This is a genomic window from Enterococcus sp. AMC1252, from assembly GCF_058216515.1.
The window spans coordinates 3,460,659-3,475,444 of record NZ_CM177097.1 but is presented as its reverse complement, the minus strand read 5'-3'; the positions used below and the strand labels follow the sequence as shown (position 1 = coordinate 3,475,444).

Below are 14,786 nucleotides of genomic sequence, written 5' to 3'. Positions count from 1 at the left end.
TGATTCATGCTAAAGGCGTATGAATAATAAACGCAATCTATGTTAAAATAGCTTAGAAACTTTTATATAAAGAGGGAGCACTATGGACTTTAAAACAATTATGGGAAAAATAAAATCTGGTTTCCAAAGCTTCTGGGCTTGGATCAAACCGCATCTTGTTCGTTTTCATCACTGGCGTAAGCGAATATGGAAAAAATATCAGATCAATAAAATTATTTTGCTTTTAGGGATGGTCGTGGTTTTAGTGGCCAGTATTTACTTATTTACATTAGCTAAGTCAGCAAATGTAGGGGCACTAAAAAAAGGGCTGGAAGAATCTACTGTTATTTATGATAAAAATAGTGATGAAGCAGGAAAATTATTTGGTCAAAAAGGGACATTTGTCACTATAGATCAAATCTCTCCATATGTGAAAGATGCCCTAATCTCAACGGAAGATCGAAATTTTGAAAAACACCATGGCTATGATATCAAAGGACTTTTCCGAGCAGTTGTAGGGAAACTAAGTTTTGGTATGATTGGCGGTGGTGGTGGGGGGAGTACGATCACTCAGCAGTTAGCCAAAAATGCCTACCTCACACAAGAACAAACGATGACACGTAAAGCGAGGGAATTATTCTTAGCAATCGAAATCGAGAAAAAATACGATAAACAGCAGATTTTAGAAATGTATCTGAATAATTCATACTTTGGTAATGGGGTTTGGGGGATTGAAGATGCGTCTCATAAATATTTTGGTGTCAGTGCGAGCGAGTTGTCAGTCGGTGAAGCGGCAACTTTAGTCGGTATGCTGAAAGGACCTGGGATTTATAATCCGCTTGATTATATTGAGAATGCAGTCAATCGTCGTAATACGGTTTTACAGTTGATGGTAGATAATGGCAAATTATCTCAAGGCGAAGCCGATGCTCAAGCTGGTGTTGATATGGGTAGTATATTGAATGACAATTATTCTGATCAAAATTCTGATTACAGATATCCATATTATTTTGATGCTGTCATTGATGAAGCAGTCAATAAATATGGATTAAAAGAAGAAGATCTATTGAATAAAGGCTATAAAATCTATACAGCATTAGACCAAAACTATCAAAAAGCGATGGAACAAACCTACGCTAACGATGCCTTATTTCCGCCAAATGCTGAAGATGGCGCAATGGTTCAAAGTGGCTCCGTTGCACTTGATCCAAAAACTGGCGGTGTGCAAGGTGTTGTTGGTGGACGTGGGGAGCATGTATATCGTGGCTTTAACTTTGCGACTCAAACAAAACGTTCACCAGGTTCATCTTTGAAACCAATTTCTGTTTATACACCAGCATTAGAATCTGGGATGAAACCAAACAGCATCTTAGAAGATAAGCCGCAAGATTATTACCCTGCTGAAAACTATAGCCGAACGAACAGTGGTGAAGTAACTATGTACCAAGCTTTAGGTGAAAGCTTGAATTTACCTGCTGTTTGGACATTGCATAAAATTGGCTTAGATAAAGGCTTTGAAAAAACAGAAAAATTCGGTATTCCTTTGGCCAAAGAGGATAAATATTATGGTTTAGCACTCGGTGGCTTGAAGACTGGTGTTTCTCCGTTAACGATGGCGAATGCTTATAGTGCTTTTGCGAATGGTGGGGTTCAACCAGAGGCTCATTTGATTACAAAAATCGTCGATTCTACAGGAGCTGTGATCGAAGATAATACCACTGCTAAAACGAAACAAATCATCACAAAAGATACCGCAGATCAAATGACGAGTATGCTTTTAGGCGTATTTAGTTCAGGAACTGGGATGAACGCTGATCCATCAGGTTATGTTATGGCTGGGAAAACTGGAACCACAGAAACCAATTTTGATACAGATAAAACGAATGACCAATGGGTTGTTGGCTATACACCAGATGTGGTCGTTGCGACATGGTTAGGTTTTGAACAAACAAGTGCAAGTCATTATTTACAAGGTAGCAGTGCTACGCACGCTTCGACTGTTTTCAGCAGCCAAACACAAGGGATTTTACCTTATACAGCCCAAACACCCTTTACTGTAGCAGATGCCTATGCAACTGGTGGTGTCGTACAGCCAGCAAGTGAAGTGCCAACCAATGAAAATACCGATGCTTGGAAAGACAGTGTCAAAGAAATTGGTGGCCAGGTCAAAGAAGGGGCTAAAGATATTGGCGGTAAACTCAAAGAAGGCTGGGATAATGCGAAAAATGGTTTGAAGGACTTCTTCGGTGGTTTGACAGGACAATAATCGGTTTGAAAACAAATCAAAGAATGGTACAATCAAAGAGAAAAATTTATAGAAACGAGGGAGATTGAATGAGCAATATTTATGATACAGCCAATCAAGTAGAACGCGAAATCCGTGAATTAGAGGAATTTAAAGCGTTGGAACATGCTTACGATGAAGTAAAAGCAGATGAAGAGGCATACAAATTATTTAAAGAATTTCAAACATTCCAACAAGGATTACAAGAAAAACAAATGCGCGGAGAAGAATTTTCAGAAGAAGATGCCGAGAAAGCCCAAGCATTAGCAACTGAAGTTCAAAAAGCAGAAGTGATCAATCAACTGATGCAAAAAGAACAAGCATTTAGTTTGATTGTGAATGATTTGAATCGTATCATCATGACGCCGATTCGTGATCTTTATAATGATTAAGAAATAAAATAAGTAAAAACAAGGACTAGATAAACCTATCCCTCAAAATGAAGGATTGCGTTTATTTAGTCCTTGTTTTATTTTGTTTTAATTAAAAAAAATATTACTTTCATGAGGCAGTAATTGCTCCTGTTGATAAAGCTTCTTACTAATGAACAAAATAAGATGTTGCCAAGCTAAAGAATCATAAGGATGCTCAAAGTAAAATAAATCACTGCTATTACTACTCGTTTCAAAACAGTCTGAAATAATAATATCTGCTTGCTCAATGTTAAGAGTAAATTCAAGCGTTTCAGAACCAAATATTTTAAACAAAGTTGTACAGAGCAAGGTGTACGTGTGAGAATTAGTTGAAAACTGAATAAAAATTTTCAATTTAGTACTCTTTTGAGAATTCCTAAGAATGGTATAGAATAACTTCGTCATACTGGCAATAAAGCCTGGCGTGATACAGTGTTTTAACTCAGTAGAATTAGTTAAGATGTCACTTGTGAAATGTGTTAGTTGTTCTTCAGAAGCTGCAAAGCTAGAAGTGGAACGGGAATGAACCAAAGGGTTATTTTCATTATTTAAAAATTCATTTACATCAATTCCTAGAAAATAAAGAAAAATAACATTAATCAATAATAAATAATAATTAACAGCATATACGTCTTGGTCTACTTCCAAATGATAATGTGCCAATAATTGATTTAACATCTGGCTAGTCAACTCTGTTAGAGGTAGTTTTGAGTTGATTGCCCGCCGCGTAATATTTGCCATCTCCTGATTCGAGTCGATATTTGCAATAAAAAAACGTGAGATAAATCCAAAGAAAAGCTCTTCTCCAATCAAAATTTCTTTAGAAGGGATCTTCTTTTTTATGCTATCAGGAAACGCAGTCGGATGGTTAGTTTCAAATAAAAGCAAATATTCTTTAAATGAATCAGGAATTATCAATAGTTGAGATCTATAAGTAATTCGCCAATAAGTGACCGTTTGCCAATACTCTAATCTAGCCATTTGTGAAGGAGATAATAATTGATGATTGATTGGAAATGTCAATTCTCTAAAATAAGCATTTGGCTTTTTTCTAAATGGCCACTCAATGCCTTTAAAAATAGTCCAATAAACCATGAATAGTAACAAACGAACATTTTGTTCTTCACCTTCAATATTTGACTGATGATTTGTAGAAGGAAAGGAAAGTTTTATGGTAAAAGCTTCCAACGCCTTATTTAACAATTTTAAATTTTTATAGGTGTGAGAAGCACTTAGGTTTAATTCTTGAGCTAATGATTCAACCGAGTCGTAGTATTTGTATAGAACAGCATTAAGGATAGAAAAGCGCTGAGAGATTTTAATATAGTAGAGTCTCATAGAGTCAATAACTAAGCCTGACTTTAAAGAATCATCGACTTTAATGAAATAATGAAGTTGATATTTGAGCAAACCTACGTCATTTGGCTCAAAAACATTAGATAAATCATCAAGTAAGTGGGCGAGTTGGCGATAAACAACGTTAGTTGATATATCGAACATTTCAGCGATTTCTTGTGCATTAAGGCCTTCATCATGGAAAATCAATTGTTTTAACAATTCAAAACGGAGTTGCTCGTTTCTCTTCATGAAGAGATGTTCCATATAGCTAAACACGTCCTTCCAACACATGTATTTCTGGATACATAATAACATAAAGCTACCATGGGATGCTAAGAAAGCATTCATCATATATAGGTTTGTTAAGGGATGCTCTAAGGTAACACAAATATATTCTATAGAGGGAAGGTGAGTGGCATACACTCAATGTACATGTCATCAAAAAAAGCTTAAAATCTGAAAAAATGTCCCAACTAATCTAACTTTAATGATATAGTAATACTAAACGAAAAAAGAATTGGGGAACAAAAAGCATGATTGGTATCTATGATTACACAGTTATTTTAACGTATGGAAATGCAATTTTTTCTATGGTTGGTATGTACTTGGCTCTTACGCAACACATTGTTGAAGCTGTTTTTTGCCTAGTACTTTCAGGCATTTGTGATATGTTCGATGGATTAGTTGCTAACCTTAAAGAGCGTACAAAAAGTGAGATGTGCTACGGCATTCAAATTGATTCATTAGCTGATTTGATTAGTTTTGGGGTATTCCCAACAGTTTTAGGGTACGCCTCAGGACTTACCCAGGGAATTTATTTGCCATTATTTGTATTTTATATTTTAGCTGCATTGATTCGTTTAGCACATTATAATGTGACTGAAATGGAAAGAAAAGAACATTCGGAAGGTAGTCGTGAATATTACGAAGGGTTGCCAGTAACGAGTAGTGCGGCATTGATTCCATTGTTATTTTTTATTGCAGGACGAATGCACATTGCTATTACGTTGGTTTATCCAGCGGCATTGTTGATTATCGGGTTCTTGTTTATTTCAAAAGTGAAAATCAAAAAAGTCGATCCTAGAAAGCTAGCTTTCGGAGCATTTGTAGGAGCTGTAGTGGCTTTTTTTGTTCGCTAAATTTGTCAAAGGGGTAAATCGATGGAGAAGCGCTTCAAAACGAAGGCTATTACTGAAGGTGATAGTTGGATATTAAATTTTTTATATAAAAATCCAATGGGGAGATTTTTGTTAAAGGGAATCATCCAGCCGCCAATTACAAAAATTTCTGGCGTTTATTTAAATAGCTCACTGTCAAAAGGAATGATCAAACCTTTCATTAAGAAAAATACGATCCAAATGGATGAATATGAGTTAGTAGATTATCCTTCGTTTAACCACTTTTTTATGCGGGAAATCAAATCAAGTGCTCGACCATTGTCTCAAGAGATCACTCAATTGAGTGCACCTTGTGATGGTAAAGTAACAGCTTTTCCAATTGAAGAAAAGCAAACATTCAAAGTAAAACATTCAGAATATAATCTTTCAGAGTTACTTGATAGCACATCCCTTGCTGCAGAGTGGCAAGGCGGCTGTGCTGTCATTTTTCGTTTAACTCCGGATGATTACCATCACTATTATTATATTGATGACGGGGCCATTATTGAACACAAAAAAATAGCGGGTGTTTTTCATACGGTTCAACCGATCGCGATTCATAATGAGCCCGTGTTTTCTAATAATGCAAGAGAGATTACCGTTATTGAGACGCAAAATTTTGGGAAAATGGCTCAAATTGAAGTGGGCGCTTTGATGGTAGGAAAGATCAAAAATCTAAAAGAGTCAGGGAATTGTCAGCGTTTTGAGAAAAAAGGCTGGTTTGAATTTGGTGGTTCCACGGTGATTTTATTATTTCAGAAAAACCAAGTAAGGATTGATTCTGAAATTTGGTTTAACACTGAAAATAATCTTGAAACGATCATGAAATTTGGTCAAATTTTTGGTTGTAAAATGGAGGAAACGCATGAATAAGGTAGCATTTTTAATTATTGGAGCGTTGTTTTTTCTAGGGAATTTTTACATAGGTAGAAAACTTCTCTCCATATTAGAACAATTGGCATTCTTTAAACATCCACTGATTTTGTGGGTGATTATTGGTTTGTTTGCAATCACATCGATACTGACGATGCTATTATTTGATACTAATGTGGGCAGCTGGATTGGGAAAATCGGCAGTTACTGGTTGTCATTCTGGTTTTTGTCATTAGTCCTTTTTGGTTTGACCGATTTGATTTTAAAGATCACAGAGAAGATTACTTTGCTTCAATCAAAGGCTGCTTTAAATGTCTGGCTAGTTGCAACGATGCTGATTATCATTTTATTTTGTTATGGATCGTGGCAAGCTCAGCAAATCAAAACAGTGAATTATCGAGTAACAATCGACAAAATTGCAACCAATAAAACGAACAAAATAAAAGCTGTATTAATTAGTGATCTGCATTTAGGCTATGTTAATGACGTGAAGAAGCTAGAAAAAATCGTAACAAAAATCAATCAAATGCATCCAGATATCGTTTTTATTTCTGGTGATTTGTTTGATGGAAATTATAAAGCAGTACAGGATACATTAGGTATACAGAAACAATTCAAACGGCTTTCTTCCAAGTATGGAACATATATGTGTTGGGGGAATCATGATGCTGGGGGAACCTTTGAAAAGATGAAGTCGCTGGTTGAAGCATCAGACATTATTTTACTAGAAGATGAAATGACCGTTGTTGGTGAAGAAATTTTAATAGTTGGCAGAAAAGATAGCCGGCCAATCGGTTCACAAGATGGTAATAGAAAAAATCTTCAAGAACAATTTAGGAAAGTTGGCAATCAACTACCAACGATCATCTTAGATCATCAGCCATCAAACATTGATGAATATGATCAAGCTAACGAGTTGATTCTTTCAGGACATACGCATCAAGGACAGATTTTTCCGTTTAATTTAGTAACAAAGGCTTATTTTACTGTAGATTATGGCTATTACCGTAAAAATAAACAAAGCCCGCAAGTTATCGTGTCCTCAGGTGTCGGCACGTGGGGTCCGCCAATGCGAATCGGTACTCAAAGCGAGATCGTTCAAATAGAGATTACAACAGAATAAGTATGAGCGAATAGAGGCTGGAATAAAACTCACAGAGTTGGATTTCGGTCTCTTTTATTTTATATCCTCAAAAAAATAGAAAACGAACAAATTTTCGTATATTTTTACTGACCGTTTCTAAATAAAATGATATGATTAAGGAAAAGAATTAGGGCGAATAGGAGGATCTAATGAAAGTATTGCATACGGCGGATTTACATCTGGATCGGTCTTTTGAAGGCCTAAAAAATAGTTCAAAACAAATCTTTGAAAAATTACAGCAAGCCAATTCTAAAGTAGTCACAGAGATTGTTGATATAGCACTAAAAAATCAAGTAGATGCAGTTATTTTGGCTGGAGATACCTTTCATCAAAGTCGAACATCGATCCGAACACAAGCATATTTTATTGATGAAATGAAACGTTTGGAGCAAGCAAAAATTCCTGTGATCATGTCATTTGGCAATCACGATTATTATGTGGCAGAGCGTTATTGGTTCGATTTTCCCAAAAATATGATTCTTTTTCAAGGTGAGCAAGTCGAAACACATTATTTTATGACGAAGAATCAAGAAAAAGTTGCAGTCTCGGGTTTTAGTTATGAACATCCATGGATCAATGATGATAAATTATCGGCTTTCCCTACAAAAGACGTAGCAGCAGATTTGCATATCGGGATTTATCATGGTGATACGACGAATAATGAACAGCAGAATTATGCGCCATTTTCGTTTAGTGAGATGAAAACAAAAGGATATGACTATTGGGCATTAGGCCATATCCACCAACCTCAAATAGTGAGTGCAGATCCTTTGATCGTATACCCAGGAACACCTCAGGGACATACAAAAAAAGAACGAACTGTTCAAGGCGTTGCAATCGTTTCAATAGAACCAGGGCATGCGACAGTTCATTTTGAACCAGTTGCCCAAGTCACTTGGCAGGTGGAGAAGTATTCACTGAGACCAGTTAAAAGTCTGCAGGAAGCGTTGAGTTTTCTTACTGAGCTTCTTATAAAGGAGAAAACAAACCACGAACAATTGATTTTAAAGGAAATCAAGTTGACTGATACAGAACAACTAGGTGAAGAATTCCGAATATCATATGACAATGGTGAGTTACTTCAATATCTACAAACAACCTTATTACAGCAGACAAATCAATCATTGTTTTTATTCCAAGTAGATGTGATGATTGATGATTCAGATAGAAAAGTAATGATCACCGCTGATCCCGAGTTGTTGAAGCAATTGGAACGTAACTATTTACAACCAGAGATTTTTTCAAATACGCTGCAAGAACTAATACAAAATCCATTGTTTTCTTCTATTGTAAAAATAAATGAAGAATGGCGTGAGCGCAGTATTGAGCAAGCAGATCAGAAGATCAAAGCAGATTTTGTTATTCAGGAGGATCAGTCATGAAACTCATTGCAATAGAACTTGTTGGATTTGGCAAATGGCAACAGCATAAAATAGAATTTTTACCAAAAAACCAATTATTTTTTGGGGCAAATGAAGCGGGTAAATCAACAATATATCAATTTATTCAAGCGATGCTTTTTGGCTTTCCTCCTAAGGGCAAGCGTAAAAAAGACTATCAACCGAAAAACGGTGCAGCTTACGGCGGACGCTTGTGGTTTTCTCATCCAATTTATGGAGAAGTCCAAGTCGAACGTTTCAAAGGCCAAAATAAAGGACAAGCGAAAGTCTATTTTAATGATCAAATAGGGGACGATGCAACGCTGGAGAAGATGCTTCATCCTTTGACTAAAGAGTTATTTCAGTCGGTCTTCACCTTTCAACAAGAACAGCTTAGTCAGCTAGAAAAATTGAGTGAAGAAGAATTACAAACATCGTTACTATCTTTGGGTTTATCTGGGAGTCAGCAGTTGTTAGTCAGTAGAGAAGACTATTTCAAACGAGCTCAAGTAGTTTACAAAGGCAAAGGAAGTCAGCCGCCATTAAACCAAAAGCTGAATGCGTATCAAAGATTACAGCAAAAAATCAACGAAAAAGAGCAGCAGGAACGCCCCTTTAAACAATTGACCACTGAACTGGCAGATATAGAACTGATGATATCAGAAAAACGTCAAGCAGTGCAGGAAATAAAGACTCAGCTGGTACTCGTTGAAAAGCAAGTAATGAATTTACCTTTGTATGAAGAATTACAATCTATTGAACATACAAAAGCGATGACTGTCTTAAAGTCTGAGGAAAAAGAGACCTTACTATCAATTTATCAGCAGCATCGTTTTTTGAGTGAAGAGTTGGCTCGTTTGAACCAGCAGATTGCTGCCCAAAGTGAGACGGAAGAACAGACAGATGATTATCAGTTTTACTTAAAAGAAGAAGGTCATATTCAGCAATTGCTTAATCAGCGATATGAGATCGATAAATTACTTTCTGAGATCAATTGGATGACTCAATCTTTACAGCAAAATAAACAAGAAATGTTTCCTTTAGAAAAACAGTGGGGTTGGGACTCAGAGATGCCGCCGCAGTTAACGTTTGAGGAGCAAGCTGTTAATGAGTTGAGAGATGAGATGGTCGCACGGACAGTCAAATTACAAACAAAACAGACTGATTTGAGGTTGTTAGAAGAAGAAATTGCAACTCGTGAAGAAAATTTAAGTACTTTTGAAACGATTAATAAAGAAATGTTCCGAAAGAACCATCGACAAACTAAAAAAACAGTCAATTTATTTTTTTGCGGAGTGGCAGGAATCAGCTTCTTATTGAGTTTCTTTTTACCTGCACCGCTTAAGTACGGAATATTCTTGCTGAGTGCAGGATTTTTGATTGCGGGCTTACTCCCACTATTTTATCAAGCAAAAGATACCTATGAAGGTGAAAAGAGACAATGGCAGGAAAAGCTATCTCAATTGGATTATTTAAATGATCAACTATTAAAAATAAAAGCAGAAATCAAAAAAATTAATGAAGAAGAAAAAGAAATGTCTCAATATATTGCTCAAAAAGTGAAAGAAAACCATTTAGGTCGTATGGATCAAGTTGAGTTTTGGCTAGCTCATCGTACAGATATTACCCGCTATTTGATTTTACTTAACACAAATCAAGAGCTGGAAAATCAGCTGAAAAAAGATCAGAAACGAATGACTAAGTTAGCTGAGCAGACGGAGCGTTATACAGCACGTTTGCCAATAGCTGGAACTTCGTTAGCAGAGAGAATTCGTGTGATCAGTAATTTTGCTGATAAGATGGAAAAAATTCGTTTTGCCCAAGAGTATCAAGCGGATGCCTATACGCGCCAGACGATTCGAGAAGTTAAAGAAAAGCAACAGCAAGTGATCGATCATGCTAGACCACTATTGCATCATTTCCAGATAGCTTCTATAAATGAGATTCCAAATAAGATCAAAAGCTATCAAGAATCCAACGCAAACCATAAACGAAAACAAGAATTACAAGGGATGTTAGTAGGATTGTATCCAGAATCAAGTGATCCTCAGTTACTGCCATCCAGACAAATGGAGTTAGCACAAACACTTAATGAACTAGATGAGAATATTCAACAGTTACAAGAAAAAGAGCAAAAAATCCTTTATCAGCGCCAACAAATGTTATCTGATGGTACACTAGATGAGCTTTATCAAAAACGTGCTGAGTTGACAACTGAGATCGAAGAACTTGCTTTAATTTGGTCTGCTAATCAATTAGCTGGTCAATTATTGATGGATCTTTTAACAGAACTATCAGAAAAGCAATTACCGAATTTGTTAAAAAAAGCGACTGATTACTTCAAACTTTTGACACAAAATACCTATCGGTCGATTCGATTACAGGAAGAGCAATTGGTTGTTGTACGTGCAGATCAGCAACAGTTTATGCTACACGATTTATCCACTGGGACAAGAGATCAAGTTATCATGGCGGTTCGATTTGCTTTTCTTTATATACAGGAACATCGTAGTTTGTGCCCAATTATGATTGATGATGGTTGGCTACATTATGATAGCCAAAGAAAAGAACAATTAGCACAACTTTTTGCTGTTTTTTCTGAACATCAGCAAGTCATCTGTTTTTCTTCTGACCAAGAAATGGTAAGCTATTATAAAGAGTTGAAACAACCGATTATGGAATTAGAAGGAGCATAAGTATGAAAAAAATTCGTGAATTAACTGTAGATGAAACATTTGAATTATTTCTTTTGATTAAAAATGCTGATATTCGTATGGCAAAAAATGGCAAAAAATTTATTGCCTTCACTTTCCAAGATACGTCAGGGACGATTGATGGAAAATATTGGGATGCGTCAGAAGAAGAAATCAGCAGATTTACAGCAGGAAATGTTATTCTATTGAATGGGAAAAGGGAAGTTTACCAAGGAAATCCCCAAGTAAAGATTATTCATATGCGCGTTGCACGTCCAGATGAACCTAGTCAGCCAACACTATATATGGAACGAGCGCCTTTGAAAAGAGAAGATATGGTTGAAGAAATCAATCAAATCGTTTTTGAAATCACCAATGCGCATTGGCAACGTATTGTTCGTTATTTATTAACACAATATCAGAAAGAATTTTTTGATTATCCAGCTGCGAAAAGAAATCATCATGCATTTGCGAATGGGTTGGCATATCATACAGTGTCCATGCTTCGTCTAGGAAAAGCAATTTGTACGGAATACAATGAATTGAATGCGGCGTTGCTTTATTCAGGGATCATTTTACATGATTTAGGTAAGGTGAAAGAACTTTCTGGTGCTATGACAACAGAGTATACATTAGCGGGAAATTTGATTGGTCATTTAGTTCTTGTAGATGAAGAAATCACGAAAGCATGTATTGCGCTGAAAATCGATGAAAACGATGAAGATGTGATCGTGCTGCGTCATATGGTTTTAGCTCATCATGGTTTATTAGAATATGGTTCCCCAGTTCGCCCACGAATTATGGAAGCTGAGGTACTTCATCAAATCGATAATATCGATGCGTCTATCCAAATGATGTTGGGTTCAGTACGTCAAACCGAGCCAGGTCAATATACAGATCGAATTTTTGGATTAGACAATCGTAGCTTTTATGTGCCAAAAGATATTTAAGTAGACTAGGAGAACAAAATGAACCAATCAGCAGTAGATTTATGGTCACAATTCAACTCTCAATATTCAGTTTCACATGATACTTATGAGGTATGGGCCTTTGGTAATTCATCAGAAATGGCGGATGAGCTGTTAGAACATGTTCTTAAAGGCGAAAAGACTGGAACGTCATCGTTATATGCTTTATATGAAATCGAGCAAGCACAAGTTCCTACAGTGGATAGTTACAGTGTGCTGCTAGACGGTGAGGAGCAAGCACAAGCGATTATTTGCACAAAGGTGGTAGATATTCTTCCGTACTCTCAAGTATCAGAGGTTCATGGTTATCTTGAAGGAGAAGGGGATCGTACATTGAATTATTGGCGTAGTGTACACCAACCTTTTTTTGAGAGAGAGTTAGAAAAGCATGGGCAAAATTTTTCTGAGGATATGTTGATCGTATATGAACTTTTTGAATTGGTTTTTCAAAAATAGGCTATATAGTAAATTTATACGTAGTGCGTTCTAGGCTAAAATTTATTTTAAGTTAGTCAGGTAGGTGTCTTATGAAAATATCCGTTTATGTAGCAAGTGCATTCAGCAAGAATCATAAAGGTGGAAATAAAGCAGGAGTGGTATTGAATGAGTATACTTTGTCCTCTACTCAAAAAATGGCGATTGCCAAACAACTAGGTTATGCAGAAACAGCGTTTATATCAGAATCTGAAATTGCTGATTATAAATTTGAGTATTTTACACCAAAAGAAGAAGTTGATTTATGTGGGCATGCCACAATCGGCTCTTTCGCGATATTGATGCATTTAAATAAACTTTTTAAGAATAGCTATACAATTGAAACGAACAGCGGTGTCCTTACTATTACAATAAAAGATGACATCATATTCATGGAACAAAATAAACCGACATTCTATGATGTCATACCTTCAAACGAGTTTATTGACTGCTTTGACAGTAAAACGATCGACAATAAATACCCGATTCAAATTGTTTCAACGGGTTTAAAAGACATTTTGATTCCTATACAAAGCGAAAAACAATTGCATGCGCTGCATCCTAATTTTGAAAAAATTAAAGAAATCAGCAAGAATTATAATGTTGTCGGAATGCATCTATATACTTTTGATGACGATCGAATTATATGCAGAAATTTTGCTCCACTATATGATATCAATGAAGAAGCAGCAACGGGAACTTCAAACGGTGCATTAGCGAGCTACCTTTATAAACAGCACTACTTGAAAAAAGAAGTTTATGTATTTGAACAAGGTTATTCTTTACATTCTCCGTCCAAAATATTAGTTAAACTAGTAGCCAATAGTGAAGGGGATATAGAAAAAGTTTATGTGGGTGGTACAGGTTATTATTGTGAGACTAAGTGTTTAAATATAAAAGATAGTGAGTGAAGATAAAAAATGATCACTCGTCATGATTGATTTATTTTCAATGTATGAAAAAAAGGAGCTGGCTTGATTGCCAACTCCTTTTTTGTCATACATTGAATTATTTAGAAGAATCTTCTGTTTTACTTGAAGATTCTTTAGATTTTTCAGAGTCACTTGATTTAGAATCTTTTTCTTTAGAAGAGGATTCTTTTTCTTCTTTCTTAGAAGAATCACTTGATTTTTCAGAATCTTTTGTTTCAACTAAACCTGCTAATACTTGATCGAATGCTTTGTCTTTGATTTTAACATTTGCTTCTTTTAAAACATCAGAAGTAACTTTTTGGACAAATGCTTGATCGTTTTGTTTTGCTTCTTCAGCAATTTTCTTCAACTCTTTTTTGTAAGGAGCCATGTCGTTGCCTTTTGCTTTGTTTTTCACCATTTTTACGATAGTGAATGTTGATTGGTAACCAGTTGCGTCAGTTGCTTGGATCGGTTCAGAAACTTCACCGTCTTTTAATTTGAAAGCAGCTGTTTTTACTGGTTCAGCAATTGTAGCTGTTTGAGAATCAAATTTCACTTTACCGCCATCTTTTTTAGTTGTTTCGTCAGTTGATTTTTCTTTCGCGATTTTTGCAAAGTCGCCGCCGTCATTCAATTGTTTTTTGATTTCTTTTGCTTCATCTTCAGTAGCAACTTGAATAACTTGTGCTTCTACTTCTGGATGGAATGTTTCCCAAGCAGTTTTTAAATCTTCATCATTAATTTTGATGTGCGCTTTGATTCCTGCTTGATAAGCAAGGCTTTGTTTGATTTGTTCTTTATAGGTTTTTTCTGTAAGACCAGCACCTTTTAATTGTTCTTCAAAGTTTCCACCTTGATCTGTGATGCTTTTCTTGCTTTCGTCAAATTTAGCTTGAACATCTTTGTCTGAAACATCTTTTCCGTATTTTTGATCAAATACTTTAAAAATAATCATTTGTTGTACTGTTTGTTGACTTTGTTGGCTTGCTTTTGTTTGATTGTAGAAATCTTCAACAGAGATTGTTCCGCCTTTCATTGTTGCGATTTCTTGTGATCCGCCTGAACAAGCGGCTAATGCAAAGATACTGAATACGCCGGCTGCGGCTAAAATTAATTTTTTCTTCATTTTCGTAAGCACTCCTAAGTTTGTTTTATTTTTTATTATGTAGA

General features: G+C 35.8%; 12 protein-coding genes. 10 read left to right on the top strand and 2 right to left on the bottom strand.

Features of this window, described 5'->3' with window-relative positions; genetic code table 11:
- The first annotated feature begins 82 nt into the window (after nucleotides 1-82).
- Nucleotides 83-2,245 (top strand): PBP1A family penicillin-binding protein, encoded by a 2,163-nt coding sequence (locus AC4BB5_RS16480; RefSeq protein WP_490457144.1) that lies wholly within the window; start codon nucleotides 83-85, stop codon nucleotides 2,243-2,245.
- Between the two features lie 68 nt (nucleotides 2,246-2,313).
- Complete coding sequence (locus AC4BB5_RS16475) at nucleotides 2,314-2,655, top strand: YlbF/YmcA family competence regulator (protein ID WP_490457143.1); 342 nt, start codon at nucleotides 2,314-2,316, stop codon at nucleotides 2,653-2,655.
- A gap of 87 nt (nucleotides 2,656-2,742) precedes the next feature.
- On the opposite strand, the gene AC4BB5_RS16470 is transcribed toward AC4BB5_RS16475, so the two are convergent.
- Nucleotides 2,743-4,263 (bottom strand): helix-turn-helix domain-containing protein, encoded by a 1,521-nt coding sequence (locus AC4BB5_RS16470; RefSeq protein ID WP_490457142.1) that lies wholly within the window; start codon nucleotides 4,261-4,263, stop codon nucleotides 2,743-2,745.
- A 284-nt stretch (nucleotides 4,264-4,547) separates the two neighbouring features.
- Between AC4BB5_RS16470 and AC4BB5_RS16465 the strand changes: the two genes are divergently transcribed.
- From AC4BB5_RS16465 to AC4BB5_RS16430, 8 genes are all read left to right on the top strand, one after another.
- Nucleotides 4,548-5,153: a CDP-alcohol phosphatidyltransferase family protein gene (locus AC4BB5_RS16465; RefSeq protein WP_490457141.1), complete on the top strand. Its 606-nt coding sequence runs from the start codon at nucleotides 4,548-4,550 to the stop codon at nucleotides 5,151-5,153.
- Between the two features lie 21 nt (nucleotides 5,154-5,174).
- Entirely contained in the window at nucleotides 5,175-6,044 is an 870-nt protein-coding gene (locus AC4BB5_RS16460) for a phosphatidylserine decarboxylase (RefSeq protein ID WP_490457140.1), read from the top strand.
- A complete protein-coding gene (locus AC4BB5_RS16455; protein ID WP_490457139.1) occupies nucleotides 6,037-7,167 on the top strand; it encodes a metallophosphoesterase in 1,131 nt (376 codons plus the stop codon). Before AC4BB5_RS16460 ends, AC4BB5_RS16455 begins: the two co-directional genes overlap by 8 nt.
- A 170-nt stretch (nucleotides 7,168-7,337) precedes the next feature.
- Nucleotides 7,338-8,570, top strand: a complete 1,233-nt coding sequence (locus AC4BB5_RS16450) for a metallophosphoesterase family protein (RefSeq protein ID WP_490457138.1) — start codon at nucleotides 7,338-7,340, stop codon at nucleotides 8,568-8,570.
- A complete protein-coding gene (locus AC4BB5_RS16445) occupies nucleotides 8,567-11,263 on the top strand; it encodes an ATP-binding protein (RefSeq protein WP_490457137.1) in 2,697 nt (898 codons plus the stop codon). Before AC4BB5_RS16450 ends, AC4BB5_RS16445 begins: the two co-directional genes overlap by 4 nt.
- A 2-nt stretch (nucleotides 11,264-11,265) precedes the next feature.
- Entirely contained in the window at nucleotides 11,266-12,210 is a 945-nt protein-coding gene (locus AC4BB5_RS16440; protein ID WP_490457136.1) for a 3'-5' exoribonuclease YhaM family protein, read from the top strand.
- A gap of 18 nt (nucleotides 12,211-12,228) precedes the next feature.
- Complete coding sequence (locus tag AC4BB5_RS16435) at nucleotides 12,229-12,684, top strand: ASCH domain-containing protein (RefSeq protein WP_490457135.1); 456 nt, start codon at nucleotides 12,229-12,231, stop codon at nucleotides 12,682-12,684.
- Between the two features lie 71 nt (nucleotides 12,685-12,755).
- Nucleotides 12,756-13,613 (top strand): PhzF family phenazine biosynthesis protein, encoded by an 858-nt coding sequence (locus AC4BB5_RS16430; RefSeq protein ID WP_490457134.1) that lies wholly within the window; start codon nucleotides 12,756-12,758, stop codon nucleotides 13,611-13,613.
- A gap of 97 nt (nucleotides 13,614-13,710) precedes the next feature.
- Here the strand turns inward: AC4BB5_RS16430 and AC4BB5_RS16425 are convergent, their stop codons facing one another.
- On the bottom strand, nucleotides 13,711-14,742 hold the full coding sequence (locus AC4BB5_RS16425) for a peptidylprolyl isomerase (RefSeq protein ID WP_490457133.1): 1,032 nt from the start codon (nucleotides 14,740-14,742) through the stop codon (nucleotides 13,711-13,713).
- Between the last annotated feature and the right edge of the window lie 44 nt (nucleotides 14,743-14,786).